Origin of the sequence: Paenibacillus sp. FSL K6-1330, assembly GCF_037976825.1 — a bacterium.
Classification (GTDB): domain Bacteria; phylum Bacillota; class Bacilli; order Paenibacillales; family Paenibacillaceae; genus Paenibacillus_AQ.
On sequence record NZ_CP150269.1, the window covers coordinates 6,946,208 to 6,971,890 of the forward strand.

19 protein-coding genes and 1 riboswitch are annotated in these 25,683 nt (G+C 48.8%); of the genes, 2 read left to right on the plus strand and 17 right to left on the minus strand.

Annotation, left to right across the window (positions count from 1 at the left end; genetic code table 11):
* Nucleotides 1-105: 105 nt before the first annotated feature.
* The 7 genes from NYE54_RS31675 to NYE54_RS31705 all read right to left on the minus strand — a co-directional run bounded on the left by NYE54_RS31675 (nucleotide 106) and on the right by NYE54_RS31705 (nucleotide 11,316).
* Nucleotides 106-1,359: an MFS transporter gene (locus NYE54_RS31675; RefSeq protein ID WP_339268549.1), complete on the minus strand. Its 1,254-nt coding sequence runs from the start codon at nucleotides 1,357-1,359 to the stop codon at nucleotides 106-108.
* 310 nt (nucleotides 1,360-1,669) lie between these two features.
* Nucleotides 1,670-3,490 carry a sensor histidine kinase gene (locus tag NYE54_RS31680; protein ID WP_339268551.1) on the minus strand — a complete coding sequence of 607 codons (1,821 nt, stop codon included), beginning with the start codon at nucleotides 3,488-3,490 and terminating at the stop codon, nucleotides 1,670-1,672.
* The gene (locus NYE54_RS31685) at nucleotides 3,487-5,067 is read right to left on the minus strand and encodes a response regulator (protein WP_339268553.1); all 1,581 of its coding nucleotides are present in this window, start codon (nucleotides 5,065-5,067) and stop codon (nucleotides 3,487-3,489) included. Before NYE54_RS31685 ends, NYE54_RS31680 begins: the two co-directional genes overlap by 4 nt.
* Nucleotides 5,068-5,233: 166 nt before the next feature.
* Nucleotides 5,234-6,913 carry an extracellular solute-binding protein gene (locus NYE54_RS31690; RefSeq protein WP_339268555.1) on the minus strand — a complete coding sequence of 560 codons (1,680 nt, stop codon included), beginning with the start codon at nucleotides 6,911-6,913 and terminating at the stop codon, nucleotides 5,234-5,236.
* 68 nt (nucleotides 6,914-6,981) lie between these two features.
* Complete coding sequence (locus tag NYE54_RS31695) at nucleotides 6,982-7,881, minus strand: carbohydrate ABC transporter permease (RefSeq protein WP_339268557.1); 900 nt, start codon at nucleotides 7,879-7,881, stop codon at nucleotides 6,982-6,984.
* Nucleotides 7,882-7,908: 27 nt separating this feature from the next.
* Nucleotides 7,909-8,886 (minus strand): ABC transporter permease subunit, encoded by a 978-nt coding sequence (locus NYE54_RS31700; protein WP_339268559.1) that lies wholly within the window; start codon nucleotides 8,884-8,886, stop codon nucleotides 7,909-7,911.
* 342 nt (nucleotides 8,887-9,228) lie between these two features.
* The gene (locus NYE54_RS31705; RefSeq protein ID WP_339268561.1) at nucleotides 9,229-11,316 is read right to left on the minus strand and encodes a molybdopterin oxidoreductase family protein; all 2,088 of its coding nucleotides are present in this window, start codon (nucleotides 11,314-11,316) and stop codon (nucleotides 9,229-9,231) included.
* A 483-nt stretch (nucleotides 11,317-11,799) separates the two neighbouring features.
* A riboswitch (cyclic di-AMP (ydaO/yuaA leader) is annotated at nucleotides 11,800-11,995 on the plus strand.
* A 162-nt stretch (nucleotides 11,996-12,157) separates the two neighbouring features.
* Here NYE54_RS31705 and NYE54_RS31710 point away from each other — a divergent pair.
* On the plus strand, nucleotides 12,158-13,984 hold the full coding sequence (locus NYE54_RS31710; protein WP_339268563.1) for an APC family permease: 1,827 nt from the start codon (nucleotides 12,158-12,160) through the stop codon (nucleotides 13,982-13,984).
* 145 nt (nucleotides 13,985-14,129) lie between these two features.
* Here NYE54_RS31710 and NYE54_RS31715 read toward each other — a convergent pair whose 3' ends face one another.
* The 6 genes from NYE54_RS31715 to NYE54_RS31740 all read right to left on the minus strand — a co-directional run bounded on the left by NYE54_RS31715 (nucleotide 14,130) and on the right by NYE54_RS31740 (nucleotide 20,644).
* Nucleotides 14,130-15,002 (minus strand): formate/nitrite transporter family protein, encoded by an 873-nt coding sequence (locus NYE54_RS31715; protein WP_339273717.1) that lies wholly within the window; start codon nucleotides 15,000-15,002, stop codon nucleotides 14,130-14,132.
* Between the two features lie 393 nt (nucleotides 15,003-15,395).
* Nucleotides 15,396-16,643, minus strand: coding sequence for an MFS transporter (locus NYE54_RS31720; protein WP_339268565.1), 1,248 nt, complete (start codon nucleotides 16,641-16,643; stop codon nucleotides 15,396-15,398).
* 105 nt (nucleotides 16,644-16,748) lie between these two features.
* Nucleotides 16,749-17,342 carry a TetR family transcriptional regulator C-terminal domain-containing protein gene (locus NYE54_RS31725; protein WP_339268567.1) on the minus strand — a complete coding sequence of 198 codons (594 nt, stop codon included), beginning with the start codon at nucleotides 17,340-17,342 and terminating at the stop codon, nucleotides 16,749-16,751.
* Nucleotides 17,343-17,590: 248 nt separating this feature from the next.
* Nucleotides 17,591-18,187, minus strand: coding sequence for a DUF4352 domain-containing protein (locus tag NYE54_RS31730; protein WP_339268569.1), 597 nt, complete (start codon nucleotides 18,185-18,187; stop codon nucleotides 17,591-17,593).
* A 138-nt stretch (nucleotides 18,188-18,325) separates the two neighbouring features.
* Nucleotides 18,326-19,687 carry an FAD-dependent oxidoreductase gene (locus tag NYE54_RS31735; RefSeq protein WP_339268570.1) on the minus strand — a complete coding sequence of 454 codons (1,362 nt, stop codon included), beginning with the start codon at nucleotides 19,685-19,687 and terminating at the stop codon, nucleotides 18,326-18,328.
* Nucleotides 19,688-20,164: 477 nt separating this feature from the next.
* On the minus strand, nucleotides 20,165-20,644 hold the full coding sequence (locus tag NYE54_RS31740) for a glutathione peroxidase (protein ID WP_076323929.1): 480 nt from the start codon (nucleotides 20,642-20,644) through the stop codon (nucleotides 20,165-20,167).
* Nucleotides 20,645-20,935: 291 nt separating this feature from the next.
* Between NYE54_RS31740 and NYE54_RS31745 the strand changes: the two genes are divergently transcribed.
* Nucleotides 20,936-21,472 (plus strand): hypothetical protein, encoded by a 537-nt coding sequence (locus tag NYE54_RS31745; protein WP_339268571.1) that lies wholly within the window; start codon nucleotides 20,936-20,938, stop codon nucleotides 21,470-21,472.
* 25 nt (nucleotides 21,473-21,497) lie between these two features.
* Here the strand turns inward: NYE54_RS31745 and NYE54_RS31750 are convergent, their stop codons facing one another.
* The 4 genes from NYE54_RS31750 to NYE54_RS31765 form a co-directional block, all read right to left on the minus strand.
* A complete protein-coding gene (locus tag NYE54_RS31750) occupies nucleotides 21,498-22,310 on the minus strand; it encodes a hypothetical protein (RefSeq protein WP_339268573.1) in 813 nt (270 codons plus the stop codon).
* Nucleotides 22,311-22,473: 163 nt separating this feature from the next.
* Nucleotides 22,474-22,689 (minus strand): hypothetical protein, encoded by a 216-nt coding sequence (locus NYE54_RS31755; protein WP_339268574.1) that lies wholly within the window; start codon nucleotides 22,687-22,689, stop codon nucleotides 22,474-22,476.
* A gap of 725 nt (nucleotides 22,690-23,414) precedes the next feature.
* Nucleotides 23,415-23,765, minus strand: a complete 351-nt coding sequence (locus NYE54_RS31760) for a DUF3243 domain-containing protein (RefSeq protein WP_076323927.1) — start codon at nucleotides 23,763-23,765, stop codon at nucleotides 23,415-23,417.
* Between the two features lie 95 nt (nucleotides 23,766-23,860).
* Nucleotides 23,861-25,492, minus strand: a complete 1,632-nt coding sequence (locus tag NYE54_RS31765) for a DEAD/DEAH box helicase (RefSeq protein ID WP_339268576.1) — start codon at nucleotides 25,490-25,492, stop codon at nucleotides 23,861-23,863.
* Between the last annotated feature and the right edge of the window lie 191 nt (nucleotides 25,493-25,683).

Genomic DNA, 25,683 nt, shown 5'->3' on the forward strand with positions numbered 1-25,683 from the left:
CAAGTGGTGTAAGCCTTGAACCGTAGACAAAAAAGCAGCAAGCTCCGAAGTAGGCCTGCTGCTTAATCCTATATCTTGCAATTATTTCAACTTTTAAAACCTGGGCTAGGCGTTAAGGTGACCTGCATTCTTGTCATGACCGTCATGATGCAGCGGGATGCCCTTACTAAGCCGGCCATGTACCGCAAATGACAGGATTGACAGCACGGCAACACCTGCTGCCAACCATGCCACCGGCGTCAGCCCGCCGCCGTCATACATCGTTCCCATCGCATAAGGCCCAATCACCCGGCCTGCGGCACCCATGCCGCCTGTCACGCCGATATAGAACGGTGCGGCTTGTCCTGCACGCTCCGAGATAAAAGCCGGGATTGCAGGCGAAATCAGCATTTCACCCAATGTAGCCAGCACCATCGCGAAGATCATGCCCGGATAACTGTGCACCGTCACGATAACGACATAAGCTGCCAGATAGAACAACGCACTTGCCGTCATCTGACTGCTCTCCGTACGGGCCGCCCAGCGCTTGATGGCATTCGTGAGCGGCTGCGCGGCAAAAATCAGAATCCCGTTCAGCGTCCATAAATAGCCATAAGCTGTCTTGGACATTCCCTCCGAGATGATGAATGGAGACACCCCTGTATTCCAGATGGAATTCCCGAACCACAAGAACAGGGAACCCAATCCCATAAAGAGATAGATTCGGGTGTTCCCGAGCAATGCCCAAGCCCCGGGGCCTGCCGGCAGCGGATTCTTAGGCTGCGGATGATGGGCCCCTTGCGATACGTCTGTTCCACCCAGCTTCGTCAGGTAGGACAGGAAGAAAATCGCAAATCCGAAGGACGTGACACCGTTTAAGACAAAGCTTAAATGATAGGAAATCTCCGCCAGGAAACCGCTCATGGCCGTTCCCAAGGCTACGCCTATATTATTCGCGACATAAATGACATTAAACAATTCTCCCCGCCGATCGGCAAACCGAAAGCCGATAAATGCCTGAATAGCCGGCATCGATACCGCGTTACAGAATCCGATGAAACCCATCATCGCGATGAACAAGCCCCATAATCCATTAATGAACGGAAGGGTGAACAACCCGAGGGCATTTAGCAGCAGCGAGCCTACAATGAGCTTTTTCACCCCGACCCGGTGGTACAGCGCGCCGCCAAGGAGTTGACCGACGATTCCCCCCATAGATTGAATCAGGATGACAAAGCCTGCATCCTTCATGCTGCGTCCCAGTTCATCAAATACATACATCGTTGTCAGCGGCCACATCAAGGACCCGCCTGCAGAGGCAACGAGACTTGCAACAAGAAAACCTTTTACTTCCTTAGGGTACTGCTCCAACCATTTCATGTTTATAATCTCCCAGCAGCCTCGCAGCAGTATAATTACGTATTTAACCTAAAAAAAGCCCATGCGGGCTTTTATAATTCTTCTTGAAGAAAGAGGCGAACGCCATCTTTATGATGCTCCTATAATCCTGTAAGAATGAACATTGCTTGTCATTTCTTATCGCCCAAATCCTAGTATCGCTTGAGAGATCCATTTTTAGCAAGCACACTCATTGACGCTTTACCATAACAGTGAACAGGACACTAAATAGCGGATCCCCAATTCTCAAATAACCCCTTGGTTCGGAGCCCCCCATCTATCCCGACGCCTTCTAATCGGGGTTTGAATCTCTTGATCTTGCAGGAATGCGTATTTGAACCGAAGTGCCGATTCCAACTTTGCTGAAGATGGACACGCCATATTCGCTCCCGTAATGCAGCTTCACCCGCTGGTCAATGTTTTGAATCCCGCAGCCCATGTGAGTATGATCCTTGGGATCAAATATCTCTTGGATTCGCTCCTGCTTCATACCCAGACCATCATCTATGATTCGGTACAAGATATCATCACCTTCCTTTTGGACCACGATCCGAATATGAATCCGGTCCCCGCTCCAAGCATGCTTCAGTACATTCTCAATGAAGGGCTGCAAAATCAGTTTAATAGTCTCGTAAGGCCATACGTCAGCATCAATGTCGTAAGTGACTTCCATGCGCTGACCGTATTTCACCTTTTGGATGTCCAGATACGCATTGGCCTGCTCAATCTCTAATGCTACGGGTATTAATACTCTGCCTGAGTTTAACGTAAGTCGATAAAATTGCGCCAGCTGCACAACCATATTCTGAAGTTTCTCCGTCTCCCCGAATTTCGCAAGTTGATTAATGGATGATAGCGTATTGTATAAAAAATGAGGATTGATCTGCGTTTGCAGCATTTCAAGCTCCGCTTCCTTCTTTTGGAGTTGGGTTAAATACACTTTTTTTATTAACGCTTCGATATCCTCGCCCATCGCATTCAAGGCATTCGCAATTTGAGGAAACTCTCCTTTGCCCCGATAAGCGATCCGTTTATGCAGATCCCCTTCCCGAAATGCATTGAGTACCCCTACAATCTTCAGGATTCGCTTAGAGAAGGATTGGGAAATAACATACCCCATAAATGTAAACAACACGACGCAGAGGATACAAATAACAATCAAAACGGCCCGTACTCTCTTCGCTTCCTGTTCAATAATGTTAAGTGGAACTTGCGCAACGATCTTCCAATTCTTCTGTGGTAAATTTTCTTCGATGACCAAATAATTCTTCTGATCATGTTCTGCCAACGCTGTAGACTCATTTACCTTGACAAGGGTGTCGTTATTGTCTTCAACAGATGGACCAGAGGTAAACACCACATTCCCGAAGGGATCCAGCACCGATAGCATACTTCCGTCCCCAAGCTTCGTGTAATCCACGCTATCGAACAGTTGCGACAAGCGAACACTGAAACGCATGATTCCCACTTCTTTGATTTGCAGCGGATTGTTCATATCCACCATCCGTCGAATCATCGAGATCCGTCCGTCCCGCTCATCCTCTTCTACCTGCCTCCAGATCATTGTTGCATTGTATTTCTCTTCCGGCAGTGTGAAATACCAAAACTCATCGGAAATTCGGGTCATATGGTAAATATCATAGGTTTGTTCGTTGAAATCTTGATTGTTTTCGTTATTCCAATTTTTATACTTCTCGTACACCGTTTGATTATGAAAATAGACGGATAGCCTTAAATTAAGGCCAACCGCCTTTGCAGCGCTCTCTAGCTTTGGGAGAATCACATTGTTCATGCGGACATGATTCTCTGCACCGGATAAATTCCGGCGGACGCTCTGAATGAATGTAGGATCATCATACAATGTCGCCGATGTCTGGACGATATCATCCACCTTATAGGCAACGTTATCTCGAATCTGCTGAAGCGTCCCCTGGATGTTCACGCGGGTCTGTTCGCGCATAGTCTCATCATACATCGAATGCGAAATATAAAAGTTTACAGAAACCAATAGCAAAATAAATAGCGTAAAGGTCAGCATGAGTTTATAACCGATGGGTATATACCCCAGCTTCTTGCCGTTTGTTCCGGATAATGGAACCCCGTGATTGTTCATCCCAATTCTCTCTTTCGATACTCCATGGGTGTCATCGCAAATTTTTCTTTGAATTGTCGGCTGAAATAAGGAAGGTAACGGTACCCTACCTGATCGGCGACCTCATAGACTTTGAGGCCAGGCTGTTTTAGCAATTCACATGCTTTTTCCATACGCAGTTGTACTAGCAGTTCATTAAACGTATTTCCTGACCTCTCTTTAATCAAAAATCCGATATGACTCGGCGAAAAAGAAAAATGCTGGGCAATATCCTTTATCGTTATATTCTCACTCATTCGTTCTTTCATCGTTTGGATAACACTGCGGATGAATTTACTATCCTTTGAATTGGATTTCTCATATAATCTTTCGGAAATTTCGAATATATGCTGAATGAACCAAGAACGAATATCACTGACGGTTTCGAACTGCATCAAAATATCCAGATGATGTATCTCCATGCCTAACAGATCAAACAAGTCTTCATTTCGGCTGCTTAAATATTGTTCGAGCTTCCAGATAATATAGTTCGACATATTATGCACGGTAAATCGGGAGCGCAGACTCCTTATAGAACCGAATAATTTCTCCAACTCATCACAGATTTGGACCAGCTCGTATTCCTCCATCGCCTTCAAGAGGACGTTCATGCGTTCATCAAGCATCCTTGCATCCAGCATTCCCGGCTCGGCACTGACGTCTTCGTACTTGATAATACTTCCCTTGCCCAGAAACATCTTGCCTTCCACAGCTTCAACAGCTTGCCTATAAGACAGGTGAAGTTGATCCAAGGCGCGCACGGGTTCACCAATGCCCGTTGTCATGGATGTCGTCAAATGCTGCTGAACGCTATCCATCAGTGTGATTATCGTTGGAGTAGCGTTACTGTCCTCCAGCAGTATCGCTATTCGTTGCGAGGACAGCTTACAGTAAGGAAGCATGCCCCTCCCACTATCCGTAATCGCCTCTTGAATACGTTGCAGAAATATTCTCGCCAATTCCCTCTGTGAAGAAAGGCTCCCCGCTTGGCGCCATGATACATTATCGAGCTCCATAACTGCGACGCGAACCGGCCACTTCAACTGGTCGAATTCATAAGAGATACTCACCTTTGTCAGTAATTCTTCTGATTCTTCCCGCTCAAGCAGACGTATAAGAAAATCGCTTTTGACAATGGGGATCATCTCCTGATAAGCCATCTCCACCTCGCGCTGCTTGGTTTCTTCATCTAGATCCCGCTTTACCTTGATTAAGGAAGCAACCAGTTCTCTATCGTTCATCGGCTTGAGAACATAACTATACGCCTTCAATAAGAGTGCTTGCTGGACATAGCTAAACTCCTGATATCCACTGACAAAAATGATTCGCATGTTAGGTTTATGTTCAAGCGCAATCCGTGCCAGCTCGAGCCCGGACATATAAGGCATATTGACGTCACTAACTAAAATATCAACATCTTCGCTCTTTATAATTTCACAGGCCGACAACGCATTATTGACGCTCCCCACTACTTTCATACCCAGATCAGGCCAAGGAATGAATCTTTTCATTCCTTCGAGATCCAGCTCTTCATCATCCACTAGCAGCACCTTGTACACGAGAATCCCTCCAGGCGATTGTAAAAAATTCCATATTTACATATTATAATCGATCTAAAACAGGCATTTAGCAAAAGCAAGAAATAAACATGCATAATAAAAAAGAGATCTCCCAAAGAACCTGGAGGGTTCTTTGGGAAATTCACCTGCGACATCTTTGTTTAAATTAGTTGCCGTTCAGCTTAGCTACGTTCTCCTGCCATTTGGCTGTACGCCATTCTAATAGCTGATCGTAGCCCAGATCCATCAAATCTTTATGGCCTTGATCAAGAATTTTGTCAACTTCTTCATCGCTCTTCGCCATAACCGATTTTGCATAGATTTCGAGGAACAATTCGTCTACCGATGTTTTGATAATCCCTTCATCTGAATCTGGAGCCGGATTCAGGTTAACAAATTCCGTGACGTTTAACTGCGTAGGCCATGTAATCGTCTGTTGGTAACGCGTTCTCCAATCCTGCTCTTCGAAAGGAAGCTTCTCCATGTACTTGTATTTGGCAGGGTCAATATAACTCGTATTACCAACGAACATAACAGGCTCATTCTTGGATTGGATTTCTGCTACTTCAGCCGGGTCATAGTTTTCTGTAAAGTTCGGCTTGCCTTCCTCATCGAATCCATCCCAGTTCTTGCCCTCTGGTCCGAAGTATTGGATATTCATTCCTTCAGGACCTGTATACCAGTCAAGGAATGCGAAGATCGCCTCAGGGTCTTCGGCAGCTGTTGTAATATAAGCAGCATTCCATCCGAAACTCGTGTAAGTACCTGGATAGATTTTATTTTTATCCAAACCTGGCTTATGAATCGGCCAGATCATAAAATATCCGCTATCCGGATCATTCTTGGTCAATTCAGGCTGCGCCTCGCCCGCCATCGTAGTTGGACTAGCTCCTGCAAATACAGCCACTCGTCCTGTCATGACTTTCTCCAAAATCTGGTCCTCGGTTTGGCTGAAGGCATCTTGAGAAATAAGCTTCTCTCTGTAAAGCTTAGCAATATATTTCTGTGCCTCACGGAATACCGGATCCGTTAGCAGAGGCGTCAGCTTCCCGTCCTTTGGAACTGCAAGCAAACTAGCGTTAAGGTTAGTGTAGCTCGCACCTTCTCCGAATGCGGTGTACAGCACGCCGAGCCCCTGTCTTTCCTGCGCACGGTGCGGTTCGAACGGAACAATTTCGCTACCATACTTCTCTTTAACCTTTACCAAGTAGTTATATAAATCATCTGTTGTTTCAAGCGGCGGCTCGCCTAGCTCTTTGTAGATCTTCTTGTTAACTACATAGCCCGCGTTACCGTACGGATTGGATGAATACCAGTTCGGGAACATATACAGCTTGCCGTCATCGGAACGAAGCATGTTCAGATCGCCCATCCATGTTTTCAGATTAGGATATTTATCGAGGTAATCATCGTAAGCTACCAATTTCCCCTCTTTACGAAGTCTCTCCATGTCCGGATGGTTACGATCTGTCCAGATCATATCCGGAAGATCATCCGAAGCCATCATCGCACTCAGCTTTTGGGTATGTGCTCCAGCAGCCGCAATCATATTGATTTTCACTTGCTTCTCTTCACTCAAATATTTACCGATAGGTGTACTTTCCCATTTAGGGAAGTCCGAGTTCTCATAGTGAGCATAAGCTGAAAATTCAAGCGGTTTCTCCCCGAGTACCCATTTGCCATCACGACCACCCTCCGCCGGCGGATCGGTTTTCTTCTCGCCATCATTGTTCGCTGCCGGTGGTGTTGGGGTTGGATCCGCCGATTTTCCGCAACCGGCTAGAGCTGTGATCAGTACCAAAAGCAAAGATATCATCAACAGCAACGACTTTCTTGTCTTTCTCATTCACTAAACCCCTCTCATTTACAAAAATATATATGTTCAAAGCTGTTCGCCTTAAACCGTTCCTGAGCCTACTCTTTCAGCGAGCCTACCAGCACGCCTTTGACAAAATATTTTTGCACAAAAGGATAGACCAGAATGATCGGTAGAGTCACAACGATCATCATCGCCATCGTGAGCGACTTGGAAGTAATCTGTCTCGCATTCTCCAGCAGCGCCGTCGAAGCACTATCGAGTACGGAGCTTGAACCGGATACAATATTGGCATTCAAGGTTTGTCGAAGAATTGTCTGAATCGGGAGCAAATTATCGTTGGTGATGTAAATGCTTGGCAGGAACCAGTCGTTCCAGTGTCCAACGGCAGTCAACAAAGCCAGCGTAGCGATAACCGGTCCGGACAAGGGGAGGATAATCCGAAAGAAAGTGCCCCAATTGCTGCAACCGTCGATATTGGCCGATTCTTCCAAGCCAACGGGAAGGCCTTTAAAGAAGGTTCGGAATATGATCATGTTCCACACGCTGATGAGGGATGGAATAATAAATACTAGAAAGCTATCCATCAATCCCAAGGAACGGATCAGGAGATACGTTGGAATCAATCCTCCGCCAAAATAGAGGGTAAATATAAAGAACAATGTGTAATATTTGCGTCCGATCAGATACGAACGGGTCATCCCGAATGCCAGGAGCGCTGTCATGAATATGGAGGTTGCAGTTCCGACTATGGTACGGCTTACGGATATAAAGAATCCGTTAAGCAGTCGATCATCTTGGAGTATGATATTGTAATTTTCGGTTGTGAACTCTCTTGGCCAGAAGGTGATTCCGCCTTTTGCGGTGTCCACACCTACGTTGAAGGAAACAGCAATTGCATTCCAGAACGGATAGAGCGCCGAGAAGGCTAGTAAACTGAGAAAGACGTAAATCACGATAAGCGTAACCTTGTCACTGAAGCTAATTCTTTTTAACATGCCGTACCTCCTGAGGGCTGCTGATTCTTACCATAAGCTATTACCAGATCTTCGAGCCAAATAGTTCGCGATCGTTAGCAGTCCTACACTGATAATCGCCTTAAACAATCCGATAGCAACCGCATAAGAATAACGGTGTGACCCAAGGCCCACTCGATAGACATACGTATCAATAACATCGGAAACCGGCCTCAGCACCGGATTGGATGCCAGGAGCAAGATGTCCTCAAAGCCTGCATTGAGCAAGTTGCCGATAGCAAGAATCATGAAGATGATGACAACCGGCATAATCGAAGGAAGCGTAATCAGATAGATCTGCTTGGTCTTGCTAGCCCCGTCAATGTCTGCAGCCTCGTACAGCGCCGGATCGATACTCGCAATTGCAGCAAGGAATACAATCGAGTTAAATCCGATCTCCTTCCATACGTTGGCCGAAATCAGGATCGTCCAAAAATATTCCTTCAATGAGAGGAAATTGATCGGTTCATCAATGGCCCCGATGCTCTCGAGCAGAATATTGATGCTTCCGTTTTCCGTTGACAGCAGGGCAGTGGTGAAGCCTGCCACAATAACCCATGATAAGAAATGAGGCAGATATGTAATCGTCTGGATGACTCTTTTGAATAACATATGGCGAACTTCATTCAATAAGAGGGCCAGTAGAATCGGTGCTGGAAATCCGATAAAGAATTTCAACAGACTGATCACAATCGTGTTGCGCAAAATTCTTTCAAACTCGGGGGCGGCAAAAAAGGCTTCAAAATGCTTAAAACCAACCCACGGGTTATCCCAAATCCTTGAGCCGGTGAACAGGTTATAATCCATAAAACCGGTGATCACGCCATACATAGGCAGATAGGCAAAAATGAATACCAGAATCACGCCGGGTAATACCATGAGTTGAACATCCCATTGCTTCATTAAGCGCCTAAGGAAACTTTTGTTATGGACTTTTGGCTGCCGGGAAATGGGTGATGGTTGCTGTTCTGTAGTAACTTGCGGCATATAGATCCTCCTGTTACGAAATGATGTAAAAGCATGCCAGGTCTCTGAATATCGACCATTCCGAAACCGCTTGCAATTGACTTAGTATCATTCTAACTTTGGGAATATTTTGAATCTATATAATAAAACCCCGATTTTTTACACTTCTACCGGAATGTTTTATCCTTTCCAGCCAATAAAAAACGTCGATCGACTTACTTTCTCAGCAGACAGACCGCATTTAGTGGAAGTTTTTCTTGCAATATATGGATGTTAAGCCCTCGGATGTTTATACTTTCTTATCTCTAAAAAAAGACTGCCTTCAGGTCATATAGACCTTCAAGACAGTCTTTGTATTCATCTTTAAGCACCGGTTATTGTAGTCCTGACCTCTACCACCGTTGAGAAGAAGGTAGCTCCTTCGCCCATGTCCGACAACCTGTCGGGTGTAAGGGCATTGGCGCGCTGCTTCCTGCCTTCGCCTTCCCACCACAAGCCTTGGCTGACCACGGTGCCCGGCAGCATTTTATCCGTCACCTTGGCTCGGACTTCGTAGGTTCCACGGTCGTTGTACACTGTAACCATGTCTCCGTCCACTATACCGCGTTCCTCTGCATCCGCCGGATGAATCTGCAGGGCAGGCTCCTTCTCCAACTTCTGATGCTTCTCCACATTCGCAAAGGTCGAATTCAGGAAGTTGTGGTTTGGCGGCGAAATGAACATAAGCGGGTATCTGTGCCCGCGGCCGCGCCTTACACCGTCATATCCTTCCTTCAAGGGCACGTAAGTCGGAAGAGGCGGAAGACCTGCTTCCTCCAACTTCGCGGAGTATAGCTCGATCCGGCCCGAAGGCGTCGGCAAACGATCCAGATATGTTTCAAGCGGCGTCATGTCAAGCTTCACATAGCGGTGTACCTTTAGCTTGTCCAGCGTGACGCCGTTCAGATAAGGGTTGTCCGGGAAGTCGAGCGCTCTTGCCATCATCTCCTCTTCGGTCTCATGGAAGGCCGGGTCGGTGAACCCCATGGCCCGGCCCAGCAAGGAGAACAGCTCCACGTTGCTCTTGCTCTCCCCGAGCGCCGGAATGACCGGCTCCTGCAGCTGGATATACTGATGCCAGTAGGATGCGAACAGGTCCGTATTCTCAAATGAGGAGGTTGCCGGAAGCACGATATCCGCATACTTGGCTGTATCCGTCATGAACAAATCGTGTACGACGGTAAACAGATCCTCTCTTGCAAACCCTTCGCGCACCCGCCCGGTGTCAGGAGCGACAACCAGCGGGTTGCTGCAATAGACAAAGACCGACTTAATCGGCTGTTCGGTCATGGCAAGCGCCTCGCCGATTCGGTTCATGTTAATGGTCCTGGCATCCGGATTCGGCCGGAGATCCGGACGCTCCAGTGCATCACTGTCCATGCTGTTGTAGCCACCATTCGACTTGGCAGCCCCTCCGCCCCGCTTCAGCCATTGTCCGGTCAAGGCCGGAAGCGCCGCGATGCTGCGCACCGTCAAGCCGCCATTGTCGTGATGCTGAAGACCGTTACCAATATGAATATAAGAAGTACCGGCCCGGCCATACAGCTCGGCCAGCTTCTCGATATCCTCTACCGGAATGCCGGTAATGGAGGATACATGCTCCGGCGTATAGTCTTTGACATGCTCACGCAAGGCTTCATGCCCGAGCGTATACTGCCGGAGGAATTCCTCATTCACCATGCCATCTCGGAACATGATGTGCATGAGGCCGACCGCCAGTGCCGCATCCGTGCCCGGAAACAGCGGAATGAACCAATCCGACCATTGCCCGGTCTGGTTCTTATGAACATCAATCACAATGACCTTGGCACCGGCCTTGCGTGCTTTCTCTGCCAGCACTACTTGGTGCATATTGGTGCTGACGATATTACCGCCCCAGACAATGATGACATCGGCATGAACGGTTTCCTCCGGGACGGTGCCTCCATTAAACCCCATCACGGATTTCCAGCCCGCAGTGCCTGCGGAATTACAGATCGACTGCTTCAGGCGGCTGGCGCCCAGCCTGTTGAAGAATCTCCGATCCATACCGTCCACGCTCAATATCCCCATATTGCCGTAAAAGCTGTATGGTAGAATGCTCTCGGAGCCATATTCCTTGATCAGCTTCTTGTAGCGCCCGGTAATCTCCTGAATCGCTTCATCCCAGCTGATCCGCTCGAAAGCCCCCTCACCCTTGGGCCCTACCCTCCGCAGCGGATAAAGCACGCGCTCGGGATGATACACCCGATGTGCCATATTGCGGACTTTATTACAGATGGCTCCCTGCGTCATCGGATGATCCGGATTGCCGGTAACCTTCACGATTTTTCCATTCTCTTTATGCAGCAGCAGACCGCAAGTATCGGGACAATCCAACGGACATACCGCCGGAAACACACCATTCTCCTGATGAATCATCGCTTGAGTCATTTCGTCCATTCCCCCTTGTACACGCTGAATCATATCCCCTTATCTTAAAAGAAAATCAGGGCTCCAGTAAAGTCTTACATTTTTTTCTGAGCAGGTGTTTCACTCTACTTCCTTCCGGGTATATTCCTATCAAGAGCAACGAAGAGGAACCCAGACCCTTTCTCTTCCTTGCCAAATCATGGACCACTCCCAAAAAATTCGCCATGCCCATGTCTCCTCCCCCGAGACCGGCATGGCGAATTTGTTTGTATGCAGCGTCTATCGCATCACATCTGGGCTACTTGCCACTTACGCATCATAGAAAGTCATGCTTTCTATAGCAAACATGCAAAAAACAAAGCCTGTCAAAGCCACATATTTATGTAAGCGCTTATCTGTCATTTTTTATAAATAATTCTGCTTTATTCTTCGTTGGAGGGTGTTTTACAAAAGATTTGAGCAGGCGTAATATACTATTCAGCTTCGAAATCATTCTTCATATTCACATGACATTCGCTTAATTTCCAATTGGGAAAGCGGGGGAACCACACGTATGGATGGATACCTATAGGATCTGTCAACCATACTATGGGGTGAATCCTGATGCAGCGCGTACTTACGCCGCGACTATTATCAGGTAGGGCGACTCTCACCGCCCGAATCCGACAGCTAACCTCGTCAGCGTTGATGGAGAGGGTTGTGAACTTGTGATCAAACACAGGGTTCTAACCTGTGTTTTTTGTTTGCCAAAAATCAATATTGGAATGGAGATAGCCCATATGTCCAGCACATGAGGCACACCGATTGAAGTCACTTCAAGCAGCTCCCATCATGTACCTATTCTTAATCGGCGGTGAAAAACATGTTATCTTCTATCAAACGATTCCTCATCGGAAGACCCCTTAAATCAACGGAATTGGGCGAGCAAAAGCTGAACAAAACCAAAGCGCTGGCCATCCTTTCATCCGACGCCTTGTCGTCCGTGGCCTATGGACCTGAACAAATTCTGATCGTCTTGATGACCGTTGGCGCGGCTGCCTATTGGTATTCCATACCGATTGCCGTCGGGGTCCTGGTCTTATTGCTGGCACTTATCCTATCATATAGACAAATTATTTTCTCATATCCGCATGGCGGCGGAGCCTACGTGGTTTCCAAACAGAATTTAGGCATGTATCCAGGATTGGTCGCTGGCGGCTCCCTGCTGGTCGACTACATCCTGACGGTTGCGGTCAGCGTATCGGCGGGGACGGACGCGATCACGTCGGCTTTTCCGGAATTGCATGCCTACAATCTGCCCATCTCCATCGTGTTCGTTCTATGTTTGACCGTACTCAATTTAAGAGGGGTTACGGAGTCGGCCACCATATTGGCTTATCCGGTTTACTTGTTTGTACTGGCGCTGTTTATCCTGATTGGCGTCGGAATATTCAACATAGCTACAGGCCATGCATCACCAGAGCTTCACACGCCGATCGGCACGCCTGTCGCCGGTCTCAGCTTATTCCTGCTCCTGCGGGCATTTGCCTCGGGCAGCTCTGCCCTGACCGGCGTTGAAGCCATTTCTAACGCCATCCCGAATTTCAAGGATCCCGCTCCGAATAATGCGGCCAAAACCTTGGTCGCGATGGGATCCTTGCTGGCAATGTTATTTTCGGGCATCGTATTCCTGGCCTATTACTATGGGGTTAGCCCCAGCGAGCAAGTCACTGTCGTTTCCCAGATTGCCGAGCATACTTTTGGACGAAACGTTTTTTATTACTTTATCCAAGGAACCACGGCTCTCATTCTGATCCTGGCCGCCAACACGGGATATTCCGCCTTCCCGCTGCTTGCCGTTAATCTGGCGAAGGATAAATTTATTCCCCGAATGTTCACCGTCCGGGGGGACCGTCTGGGATATTCAAACGGGATTATCATACTTGGGTTCTTCTCCATTCTGTTGCTGCTGGCTTTCGAAGGCAAAACCGAGCATCTGATTCCTCTGTATGCCGTCGGCGTGTTTATCCCTTTTACCCTCTCCCAAACAGGGATGATGGTGAAGTGGATTCGCGAAAAGCCCGAAGGATGGATCGTCAAGCTGATCATTAATACCACCGGCGCATGCATTAGCTTTATCGTGACGATGATCTTCTTTTTCACGAAATTCGCCCAAGTGTGGACCGTCTTGATTTTCCTGCCGCTGATCATTTGGATCTTCACACGAATCCACAAACATTATGAGGCCGTAGCAGACCAGCTGCGAATTACGACCTGTGAGCCGGTTAAGCCGATTGAGGGAAATGTTATTATTCTGCCTGTGGCGGGAATCACGCATGTGGTGGAGAACTCGCTGAATTATGCCAAATCACTGGGAGCAGGACAAATTATCGCGGTGTACGTGCCGTTCGAGCGGGAGGACGAGGCGGCCTTCCAGGAAAAATGGAAGAAGTGGCAGCCGGACATCCGGCTGGTGACGCTGCACTCGCCTTATCGGAGCATCATTCAGCCGCTGACCAAATTCATCGATACCGTGCAGCGGAAGGCAAGCGAATCCCACTACCAGGTTACCGTTGTCATACCGCAGTTCATCCCCAAGAAGGGCTGGCATAACTTCCTGCACAATCAGTCCAGCTTGCTCATTCGCGCACATTTACTGTATCGGAGAGATGTGATTATCACCACAGTACCTTACCATTTAAAAAAATAGCGGGCTTGTTCCGCTGCGACTTATACAAGGAATCCACTCCGCCAACAACACTAAAAAAGCTGCGATCATCCGATCCCTATTCTTAAGGGAGCGGTCAATTGCAGCTTTTTTTCCTCCGCCTAGACGCTTACCAGGCTTCGGGATATTAAGAAACATTCTGCGCAGAATGAACCTGTTGAGCAGTGCCGGTAGTTGGCGCAGACGGCAGTGCGGCGTCTTGTTCGCCGCGAAGCATGACCTCAACCTTATCATCCTTCTTCAAATATACGGTCCCGTAGGCAGCTCCCACAAACAGCGCGCCTCCGACGAAATTGCCAAGCCATACCGGAATGAAGTTCACCAGATACTCGCCCCAGCTGTAATATCCTTCAAATATCGCTGCCGGAATGAGGAACATATTGGCCACCACGTGCTGAAAGCCAATGGCTACAAACGCCATCGTCGGAAACCAGATCCCGAGAATTTTGCCACTCATCTGATCCGATCCGTAGGACAGCCACACAGCGAGCGCCACGAGCCAGTTGCACCCGATGCCCGACAAGAAGGCCTGCAGGAAGCTGTCGTCGATCTTATGACCTGCCATGTCCACCAGCTTCTCCAGATAAACGCCGCTGCCTGTCAGACCCGTCACATGACCAAAGAAATAAGCGACGAATAACGCCCCTGCCATATTGCTTACCGTGACAAGAGCTAAATTTCGTACCATTTCTTTCGTGGAAATTCGCTTCTTGAATCTGGCCAGGGACACGGCCATCATGTTGCCTGTCAGAAGCTCTCCGCCCGCTAGCAATACAAGAATCAGTCCGACAGGGAATATCGCCGCGCCTATAAAACCGGCAATGCCTCCCCAAGCCTCCGATGCTCCGGCAATTACGCGAATATCCAGCAAAAAGCCGAGCGCAATAAAAGCACCCGCCAAAAATCCTAATATCATCACGTTCATAGCGGAGTTATGTGCTTTTTTCACCCCGTTCTCCAAGGTGATCTCCGCAATGCGATCAGGTTTGTAATAGGCCATGGCCGCTCCCCCATTTCTCCCGCATTCCGTCCTGAAATCTCTCGAATGCAGCGTCTGATGTTTCTGTTTACAGTTACTCATATTGTACCGCAGCCTCCATAGCAAGAACGTGAATTATATCACGATCGTGTGCGGCAGAGGGGACAAGACAGCCTCTGTCCTGGCTGCTCTTGATTTGCCCTGACTCATTCGCTCGAATCCGAGCGAGCGGTACATGTAAAATAGCGGTGTCGGAGTTGACTCCGACACCGCTTGGTTGGTGCTTTTACAACCATGTTCTAACCCAGCAAGCCTATGCCTTTAACCACCATCATGTTCGAATCCAGCAGCCTATGCCTTTTTACCGCACCATCATGTTCTAACCCGGCAAGCCTATGCCTTTATACCACCAGCCTATGCCTCGGCGGCAGTCTCTACCCTAACAGGCGTTTCCTTTTCCTGAACCGGAACGTTCGAGATCGGAAGCTTCATGCTAATGAAGGATGACAGCAGGAAGAGCGCACCTGCCGTGAAATACACGACCACAATGGAGGTTGCCGACATATACCACCCCGTAAACCCGGAGCCGATGAGCAGCATGCCGGTAAAAATCGGTGTCATCACGCCGTTCAGCCGACCGATGAATTTCTCTTCCACCTGCTGCATCATCACGGCCATCAATACCGTCTGCGCCATCGCCATCAGCACCCCGGTTATGAAGCGCATCGTGCCGGTCAGGATCGGCCACTGGGACAGCACCTCGACAAAGGTCGAAAGGCCAAGGAAGGCAAGCCCGGCGAACAGCAAGTAGGAACCTTTCACTTTGCCCGCAATCACCGCTGCGATCACACCGCCAATCAACATGCCAAGACCCTCTAGCGCGGTGAACCACTGAACGCTGGACATTGCCAACTGTAGACGCTCCGTGATGACAAAGATATCGAGCGGCTGAACAAGTCCGCTGCCGAGCGCCAATAAAACGTAAACCACCAGCAGCACCTTCAGCAGCCGACTGGAGCCGATGTAAGTGAAACCTGCCTTCAAGTCCTTCATAAATGAACCGGTCGATTCCGAATGGTTAGAGGGCTCATCCACACTGGAAGGGAGAAACACCAGCACGATCGCCGAAGCGCCGAACAGAACCAACAAGCTGATTAAAGAGGCCTGCAATCCAAATGCTTGATAGATCGTCGTGCCGACCATCGGTCCCAAAATGATGAACAGCGACATCGAGGTCTGGGACAAAGCCGTTGCCGCGGGCACATGCTCATCCGGCAAGCAGCGCTTGATGATCTTCATGGACGAAGGCTGCGAGAATTGGGATACAACGGCTGAGACCAGGGTCACCGCAAACACGGCCTGCCAATATCCCGCATACACAACGAAGAGGATAAGCAATATGGATAAAAAGCTTAGAATGTCCCCCCAGATCATCGTTCGCTTGGGGCGCCAACGGTCCGCCAGCACGCCGCCAATCATGGAAATCACAAAGATCGGCGCGTATTCAATTACGGTAAGCAGCGATACGGCGACCGGGTCATGGTTGCTCTTTTCCATAATGAAGAACAACAGCGCCATGTTGCGGATCCAGATCCCGATATTTTGCATAAAATCCGAAAACATCAGCAGCACGAACGCGCGGTTTCCAAACAAATGCCTCATGTTTCATCCCCCTATTAAAACCGACTATTCGGTTTAATTATATGTGCGGAAACGCCCACCTGCTTTCAAACCAACAGAAGCGTTTCCGATAAATCCTTCAATACACTACGAACCTTGACTCGATAACACACCGTTTAAAAAGTAAGTTACTCCCTTACGGTACAGCAGTCTCGATTCCTCCTGAGAACGTTCATAGTACAAAATCGACATTCCATCCAGAAGCGCGCCAAAAATGACGGATATCTCCTCGACATCTTCTGCCGGTATCCGTCCCTCATCCGCTCCCTCCGTCAAAATCTCGCGGTAGAGCGTGCGCGGACCTTGCAGAATCGCCAGCATCTCGCCCACAATCGTCTTATTCTCCGGCTGATTGATATAGAACTCCTCCGCGATCTTGGTGAGCGGATTCTGGAAGTCATCGACCATATGATCGGCAATGCCGTACAGCTTCTCCTCGAAGCTGGCGTAACGGGCTTTTTTATCGTTCCAGGCTTCCATCCATTCCTGATTCTGCTTCGCCAGCAGCTTGACGAACAAATCTTCCTTGCTCTCAAAGTGATAGTAGATACTTCCCTTACTGGCACCCGTATACTTGACCAGTTCATCCATGGATGTTGCCGCATACCCGCGCTGGATGAACAGTTCCTTTGCTTTATCCAGAATCATGTCCCGCTTTCGCTGCGCTTTTTCTGAAGACATCGATGTAAGCACTCCTTGCTTGTAAATAATAGTCCGCAATCAGTAAGCGGAAATCTGTTTCCTGTAATCAAAATGAATTTAAAATCAATGAACGCCATTCCAAATAAAAAAACCGACTGTACGGTTTAATCATACTGAAAACATTCCCCCATGTAAAGCGACGCCTTGACAATGACATAGAAAAAAGGACTTTGCCTAAGCAAAATCCTCTCATCACTCGTACATCTCGAAACAAATATAATATTTTTTTATTCCACTGCCCAAATGGCTCTTCCTTCTTTCATCGGATCGCCATAACTCAGCTGCAGCCCCGTAACCCCCTGTTTCACTTCGTACGGAATTTCTCCTGTCAGCTCGCCGCCTGGGGCAATGGTGCCGTCCAGCATCTTCACATCATCCGTAATGGGAACCGTATAGTTCAGATCGCTCGAGTCCGTCAGGGAAAAAGATAGCGCGGAAGAGATGACCAGCGGCTCCTGGCCATCGTTCTTCACGGTAATGTCAACCACTTTAAACGTATGACCCGGCTGGGGCTTTAAGTACTCGTCCCCTTCGGATTCGCGTACGCTGTTCAGCGTAATGACCGTGCCGTGATAATCCACCGTATCGCCCACCGCGGCAGATTCGCCGATCGGCTTCACATCTGTGTTGTCGGACGGTTGGTCCTCCCCTTGGGTTGGTTCTGCAGGCGGCTGCTCTTCAGATGTGTCCGTCTGACCTGTCCCCTCGCTATCCACAACAGCCGGCGGAGTTTCTGCGGGCGGATCAGCCTGATCATTGGAACAAGCAGCCGTCAGCAGCATGGAGAACAACACAGCCGAAGCCAGCATTACTTTTTTATTCATACTTTATCCTACCTCCTGAAAGTCGATATCTACATGTCCGGATATTTTCCAATTCGCTGTAAAAATCCATATTCCTTCAAAAACACGAAAAAGACCCCCAAATTAGGGAGTCTTCTTCGTGAATGGATTACGAATGGCTTACGAATGCACCGGTGTTTTCGTCTCGATCGCCGGCAATGCCTGCAATCCAGCCGTGTTAAGGAAATTCCACGGTTTGTTGTAATGCGGCTGGAAGAAGAAGTCGATGAATGCCAATTGATCAATCGTCATCCGATTCTGTATGCATACCGACAGCGTGTTAATGGATTGCGTCATATCCACTTTGGAAATGACCTGTGCACCAAGCATCCGGCGGCTGTCTTGCTCATATACCACCTTCAGCGTAACCTCTTCGAAGGTAGGCATGAATTCCGGACGGTAATGATCCGTAATGGTGACCGTCTCCACTTTCAAACCTTCGTCCTTGGCGGCTCCTTCGGTCAATCCCGTCGAGGCAATGTTGTGTTCGTATATTTTCAATCCCGACGTACCTTGCGTTCCCATATATGGGGTTGTCGGCTGCACAAGATTGCGTGCAACGAGTGTTCCCATCCGGACGGCGTTAGTTGCCAGTGGAATGTACATCATTTTACCCGTCGGGTTATAGTGTACGGAGCAGCAATCGCCTGCTGCATATACATCCTGCTTGCTGCTCTGCATATATTGATCCACGACGATGGCGCCATTTTTCAGCATATCCACTTGCCCCTTCAGCAGCTCCGTATTTGGACGGAAGCCGATGCAGAGGATCACCAGATCCGTGTCGATCTCACCTTTATCGGTGATGACCTTGTTCACCTTGCCATTCTCGCCTTGGAAAGAAGTCACGGTCTGACCCAGGGCCATCTCAATCCCTTTTTCACGGAAGGATTCCTCGATCTTGCCGCTAAATTCAGGGTCCAGATATTTGTTTAGAATGCGGTCAGCACTATCAATCAGCGTAACCTGCTTGCCGTTCTGCTGGAAGGCTTCGACAAGCTCCACGCCGATATAACCGGCGCCGACAACCGTAATGTGTTTCGATTCCTGCGCTTTTTCAATGATCGCATTGGAATGATTGTAGTTTTTGCAGAGCAGAATATTATTGAGATCGATGCCTTCAAGCTTCGGTACGATTGGCCATGATCCGGTTGTGATAATCAGTTTATCATAGGTATCATCAAAAATTTCTTCTGTAACCAGGTTCCGAACTTTCAAGCTTTTCTTATCCGTATCTACCGAGATAATCTCATGCTTCATCTTGGTTTCAACACCCAGCTCGTCGAGCTTCTGAGGTGAAGAATAGAACAAACCGTCAGGATCTTTTACAACGCCTCCAACGTAAAGCGCGATGCCGCAAGACAGGAATGAGATGTTATCATTGCGTTCATAAACGGTGATCTGGGCTTCTGGGTAAAGTTTGGCGGTATTCACGATGGCGGCCGTTCCTGCATGGGTACAACCGATAACTGCTACTTTCATGGTTTTTCCTCCTCCAAGTATGAAGCTTTATATTTGATTAAGATGAGCTCTTTTGCCTGGATTCATGCTTGGTAACGCTTGTTGAGCATGAATGTGGTGACTGGTAATATTATTTGTGAATGTTTTCACTTCGTACCCTTATTATAATGTGATTAATTTCACAGTTCAATAGGTAATTGCGTCATTCACATATTGTTCATAATTTCACATAGTTGAGATGATAAAAGATGTTGACCAAGAATACGGGTTCGGTATCAGGGTAAGCTATAAGTGCCCGCCTCATGAAGTTGATTCAAGAATCATCTATCCTATACGTGCTGCCTTGAAGGATCTTGCTTCTCCTGATCTAACGGAATGATACTTAGGGCTCAGTGTTCCGGTTAACAGAAGTGGTGTCCAAGAAAAACAGGACTGTTCTCCTCAGAGGGAAATCCCCCAAAGAAAACAGCCCTGTTATGTAATCGTTACTTCCTGCTACTAACCAAGCAGAGATTCAATGGCACTCTTCATCGATTCCGGCGTATCCCTCGGTTCGAACCGCTGAACCACCTTACCCTCCCGGTCTACCAGAAACTTGGTGAAATTCCAAGCGATCTCTCCGCCTTCATTCGGTCCTGGTTGCTCGGATTTCAAATATTGAAATAACGGATGCGTTTCTTCCCCATTGACGTCAATCTTCGCAAAGATTGGGAAATTCACACCATAATTCAATTGACAGAACGATTCGGCCTCTTCACTTGTACCCGGCTCCTGTCCGCCAAACTGATTGCACGGGAAGCCAAGAACCTGCAGCCCTTGCTGGCTGTATTGGTCATACAGCTGCTGAAGCTCTCCGTATTGCGGCGTAAGTCCGCACTGGCTTGCCGTATTTGCAATAATCAGAACCTTGCCTGAATACTGATCGAGCGAGACTTCCTGACCTTTGGTATTGGTTGCATGATATTCATAAACTGACATCTTCGAATCTCCTCCCGGCTTGTTTTGAATGGATTGGCATGCTTTTCAAGCGCAACAGCCTAGCCAATCTCCCTCCATCATATCGAATAAATGGCCCTAAACCAAATTTCAGTTCCAAGACCTCTACCCCGTCGCCCGCAAATCCATTATGATGAATGTATAACCTCTTTAAACAAGATTTACATAGACTAATAACAGCTGTTTAATCAGCAAGTAAGCAGGGTAATGATTTAAGATTTGGAAAAATATTGCACGATTCCGTATTTCAACAACAGTAAGCGAGGAAAAGAAATGAAACTGTATCCCGAAATGTTTGTATCCCCATGGCATCTCATTGTCATTGTGCTGGCCCTGATTGCCTTCATCGGCTTAATCAAAGGGGGGTATGACCGGAAGACCGTGCTGCGCAGCACTGGGCTATCGACGCTGGCCTTTTATTTTATACTGACGATCCCCATTGGCCTGATCACCCAGGAATCCCTTTACAAAGAAGAAACGATGCTGACCGATTTGGATCAGAATTTTGAGGACAAGAAGATTAGTTCCGAGCTGCAAAGCTTTAAAGACTACATCTTGGTCCACGCTGGAGCCTATAAAAATGAGGATGATGCCGACATTGTGATCTATGCCGGCAACTACCACGAGAGCCAAACATTTCGTGGTCACATTACCTTGTTCGTATATGATCAGAACGATGAGGAAGTTTTCACCGAGATGTACAAGAACGTAACCCTTGCCCCCGGCGAGAAGAAGAAGCTCGACACCACCTTTACCAGCCAGCCTATGGAAACCTACAGGTACCGATACGAAACGCACCCTCAAATGTGAAGAGCGCGTTTTTCTCGCTTTTGTATTAAGTTGACAGATGGTCTCCGGACTGGATCCCCACCTTATCTTTATCAGGGAGAGGCTGATACGGCCCCGGCATCGGCGGCAGATTCCTCGCATCCCTTCCTTTGCGGATATACCGGATACCCAAATAGAAAAGACCAACCACAGGCAGTGACAGCATAGCTATAGCAAGGAGCATGCTGGACATTTGGTACGAGGGATCCGTTTCGATCTCGGAAAAGTCCAAGAACATAAACGATATAAAGGTAACCAATGAGAACATGATGATCTGGAGCCAGCGCATCCATTTCACCAGGAAGAAGAACAGGATCGCGGAGAGTGCAACAAGCAGAATAGGGTATAGCCGCTGTTCCGGGTCCGCGTTCCCCAGCTCTGCCTGACGCGTCAGCCAAAAACCGATGGCGAACTGAACCGGAAAAATCAGCCACGCAAGCAAACCGGTTCCACGGAAAGCCGATCTTCGCTTTTGCAGCGCCTCTTCGTATTCGAGGAGCTTCATCTCGTATTCCAGCTGATTAAGCTCCTCCTCTGTCAATTCCCGGTCTTCCTCCTCGTTCTCCTGCACCAGACGGTCCAGGTAAGGCCGGAATTGCCGCTCCATATTGCCATCAAATTCGGAACGCTCTAAATCCTCATCCTCGCGAAGCAAAGACGCAACCGATTCATCCCCCAGATCTTGAATGATGATGGACGTCAGGTATAGGGGAATGTCCCTTCTGCCGATAACCTCCAGCCAACGATTCGCCTCCATCGGATCCGTAAATGGAACGGCAACCGCCCGTTCCGTCTGACCTTCTCCCGCGACGAGGTACATAATGGGCATTAACTCCGCACTAGGCACGGATTCGGTCATTTTGCTTTTCTTATAAGCATAGCTGAATTGAAAGATGTATCGCCCATAGTATATTTCCTTGATGTCACCGATCCTAAGGCTCCCCTTCAGGGAGTCTTTCGTTTCCGGGTCCCATCTCTCGTACTCAATATGATCTTCGACGAATCATCATGAAGATACCGGCGGGTGTAGCCGCCAGACTCATCCAGGTCCAGACATTGGTCCAGAGGTACAGTAACATCAAAGGACCTAGTGTCAGGGCCAGGCCAAGCAGTATGCCCAGCACGTGCATTTCAAATGTAATCACCCAATAAAAAGGCTGCATTTTGGGCTTTCTCTGCTCATGAATCACCAGAGACATTCAAGCAACTCCCCCTCATATTCTTCGTTGTTTCTAAAGCTCACATGAAATGAAGACATTGTAGATCATATAGACAGCAGTTCGCACGATGTACTCTCACATGAAATGAAGACATTGTAGATCATATAGGCAGCAGTTCGCACGATGTACCAAATAGTATGATAGGCCAACGGTAGAGCGTGCGCCGGCAGTGCGACAGAAGAGCGGTAATTGTAAGTCTTGCCGAGCGATGGAGCTGCGTCCTGCGTTCACTTAGAGTCTAGCGGACTCAGGAGACTTTATTTCGTAGAAAATGGGGTTTTTAGCGAAACAAACGGACAGGAGATCCGTTATTCATCTAAAAAGATGATATTTTGGCTGTTTCCACGCTAAATAACGGCTGTGGTGTCCGTAATTACGATAAATTGGCCTCATAACAGGGAAATAACGTATCTGATGTCCGTTAGCCTCAGCGTTCGGCGGGGTTCTGGCCATCGTTACTGCGATTTCGTTGCACTTAGTTGCACCTGGTTTTTTTTCGTTGCACCTAGATACCTTTTCGATGCACCTCACCCGGATACCGAAGCCAGGGGGCGGACAAGCAGCTCTAGCTTGCATGCATCATATTATGTATAGAAATTAATATACATCCCTACATCCCTATAAGTATGTTAATTACTACTCTTGAACCCAAAAATCCTTCCACGGCAAGTTGGCCGGGAAGGATCTCCATCTCATACTTTGCCTTATGGAGCCGTACGTTTCTGAGCCAGCTTCACAAGCAGATGAGCCAGTTGATGCTGCTCCGCTTGGGTTCCAACCTTCCATAACTCCTGAAGAAGCTTCTCTTCGGAATTCCGGGGCTCCTCATTTGCAGCCAGATAGCCAGCTACCTTCTCTGCTGCCTGCGCCAGCTGCTCTTCATTCAACCCAATACTCTCGGCAAGCTGAATTCGCTTGTTCAAATAGGATTGGAAGGCATCAAAATCGGCCAGGATCCTCTCCTTCTCCCCATCATCAATCCGGTCCATCGCGTCACTGACCTTACTCACATCCAGCTCACCGTTCTTGTTCACTACATGATTATGTTCAGACATGGTAACGCCTCCTTGTCATTGACTGGGTAACGCTCTCTACTTAAACGGGATTTTCCGGCTTGAAACAGATGCCTTCCAAAAATCTCCTGTACCTGCTAGCGGCTGCGGCCACCGCGCCGTCCACCACTCTGGCCTCTTGCACCGCGGCCTTCGGAAGATCGTGTACCGCCTTGTCCACCGCGACTGCCTTGATTTCCCCGACCCTCGGTTCTGGACTGTCCACGGCTGCTGCTGCCACGTGTTCCGGCCTGTGACTGTCCACGGCCTTCGCCTGCACGCCCGCCGTCACGACTGCCGCTGCTGCGACCTCCAGCCGACGATGGTCCGCGTCCCTCGCCTGGACGACCGTCGCGGCTTCCAGCCCGTCCGGAGCCACGCTCATCTCTGCGTGACGATCCGGCTCTTCCTCTACCCTGCTCGCTACCGCGGCTCCGCCCGGAACCCGTACCGCGATCTGCCCGGCTTCTGCCTTGACCACGTTCTTGATCAGATTCAAGCGAAGAGATGTTTCTTGCTTTTCCCGGTCTGCCCGTATCCCTGCCTGAGCCGCCGGTGCTTTCCCTAAGGCCTCCTGCACTGGAATCATAGCGCACGCGCTTCAAGCGAAGGGAAATTCCTTCCTCGATGCGCTGTAGATCGTTAAGATCCTTACCGGCAGCAAACGTGATAGCCATCCCGTTCCCCCCAGCCCGTCCGGTCCGTCCGATACGATGGATGTAACTATCAACATCATGAGGCATATCGTAGTTATAGACATGAGTCACGCCCTCAACATCAAGCCCCCTTGCGGCAACGTCCGTTGCTACCAGCAGCTGGAGTTTGGCATCCCGGAATCGCTTCATCACCGCTTCCCGTTTCGCCTGTGACAGATCCCCATGAAGCTCGTCCGATTGATACCCATGGGCCAGCAGCGCCTCATTCAATATAGTAGCTCTGCGCTTCGTCCGGCAGAAGATAATCGCGAGAAAAGGGTTATGCTCCTCGAGCATGGCACGCAGCGCATCCTGCTTGGAGCGGTCCGTACACTCGACCACAACCTGCTGGATCTGCTCCAGCGGGATCGGGGAAGCCCCTTTAATGACGATATCGACAGGTTCATTCATATAGCTACCGGCAAGCTGCTTCACGCCGGCAGGCATCGTGGCCGAGAAGAGCATCGTCTGGCGCCGATACGGAAGTGCATGGATCAGTGTCTCGACTTCATCCAGAAAACCCATGTGCAGCATCTGGTCGGCTTCGTCCAGCACCAGCTGCTTCACGCCGCCCAGCTCAAGCGTGCCCCGGCGTAAATGATCCAGCAATCGGCCCGGTGTTCCGATGATCAAATGTCGTCCGCCTTCGAGCTTTCGGAGTTGCTTCTCCACGTCCTGACCACCATAGACCGCCAGGATTTTGATCCCGTCCGGCTCGCCGACTGTCAGCTTCTTGGCTTCTTCCGTAATCTGCAATGCCAATTCCCGTGTCGGCGCAATAATGAGCGCCTGCGGGTACGCCCGCTTGGGATCGATATGCTGCAATATTGGCAGCATGAAAGCCAGCGTTTTGCCAGTGCCCGTCTTCGCCCGGGCGATAACGTCCTTTCCTTGCAGCAGCGGCGGGATACTCTCTTGCTGTACCGGAGTCGGCACCGCAATTCCCTGCTCCTTCAGTTTCCGTACTCTTTGTTCGTCAATGCCCAGCTGTTGAAAGTTCGGCAAACGTTCCACCTCATTTAAATTATTTAGCATCTGCTTGCGTCAGGTCGATTGGATATAGCAAACAAACATACTTACATATAAGTCCCAACAAAATGTCGATCGAATTCGTTCTAAGTAGACCGGAACGTTTTCGTTGTATTTCTTTTCAACTGACAAAAGACCCTGACTTTGGTAATGTCAATGATATAGATATCCAGTTTGCACCAGCGAGGAGGTGTCCC

Excerpts from the sequence above, each read along its gene's own strand:
- NYE54_RS31680 (WP_339268551.1), bottom strand. The coding sequence starts at position 3,490 with ATGAACAATCACGGGGTTCCATTATCCGGAACAAACGGCAAGAAGCTG.
- NYE54_RS31720 (WP_339268565.1), bottom strand. The coding sequence starts at position 16,643 with ATGAGGCATTTGTTTGGAAACCGCGCGTTCGTGCTGCTGATGTTTTCG.
- NYE54_RS31690 (WP_339268555.1), bottom strand. The coding sequence starts at position 6,913 with ATGAGAAAGACAAGAAAGTCGTTGCTGTTGATGATATCTTTGCTTTTG.
- NYE54_RS31755 (WP_339268574.1), bottom strand. The coding sequence starts at position 22,689 with ATGTCTCTGGTGATTCATGAGCAGAGAAAGCCCAAAATGCAGCCTTTT.
- NYE54_RS31740 (WP_076323929.1), bottom strand. The coding sequence starts at position 20,644 with ATGTCAGTTTATGAATATCATGCAACCAATACCAAAGGTCAGGAAGTC.
- NYE54_RS31700 (WP_339268559.1), bottom strand. The coding sequence starts at position 8,886 with ATGCCGCAAGTTACTACAGAACAGCAACCATCACCCATTTCCCGGCAG.
- NYE54_RS31675 (WP_339268549.1), bottom strand. The coding sequence starts at position 1,359 with ATGAAATGGTTGGAGCAGTACCCTAAGGAAGTAAAAGGTTTTCTTGTT.
- NYE54_RS31730 (WP_339268569.1), bottom strand. The coding sequence starts at position 18,187 with ATGAATAAAAAAGTAATGCTGGCTTCGGCTGTGTTGTTCTCCATGCTG.
- NYE54_RS31725 (WP_339268567.1), bottom strand. The coding sequence starts at position 17,342 with ATGTCTTCAGAAAAAGCGCAGCGAAAGCGGGACATGATTCTGGATAAA.
- NYE54_RS31710 (WP_339268563.1), top strand. The coding sequence starts at position 12,158 with ATGTTATCTTCTATCAAACGATTCCTCATCGGAAGACCCCTTAAATCA.
- NYE54_RS31695 (WP_339268557.1), bottom strand. The coding sequence starts at position 7,881 with ATGTTAAAAAGAATTAGCTTCAGTGACAAGGTTACGCTTATCGTGATT.
- NYE54_RS31715 (WP_339273717.1), bottom strand. The coding sequence starts at position 15,002 with ATGGCCTATTACAAACCTGATCGCATTGCGGAGATCACCTTGGAGAAC.
- NYE54_RS31745 (WP_339268571.1), top strand. The coding sequence starts at position 20,936 with ATGAAACTGTATCCCGAAATGTTTGTATCCCCATGGCATCTCATTGTC.
- NYE54_RS31760 (WP_076323927.1), bottom strand. The coding sequence starts at position 23,765 with ATGTCTGAACATAATCATGTAGTGAACAAGAACGGTGAGCTGGATGTG.
- NYE54_RS31705 (WP_339268561.1), bottom strand. The coding sequence starts at position 11,316 with ATGACTCAAGCGATGATTCATCAGGAGAATGGTGTGTTTCCGGCGGTA.
- NYE54_RS31765 (WP_339268576.1), bottom strand. The coding sequence starts at position 25,492 with ATGCTAAATAATTTAAATGAGGTGGAACGTTTGCCGAACTTTCAACAG.
- NYE54_RS31735 (WP_339268570.1), bottom strand. The coding sequence starts at position 19,687 with ATGAAAGTAGCAGTTATCGGTTGTACCCATGCAGGAACGGCCGCCATC.
- NYE54_RS31750 (WP_339268573.1), bottom strand. The coding sequence starts at position 22,310 with ATGTACCTCGTCGCGGGAGAAGGTCAGACGGAACGGGCGGTTGCCGTT.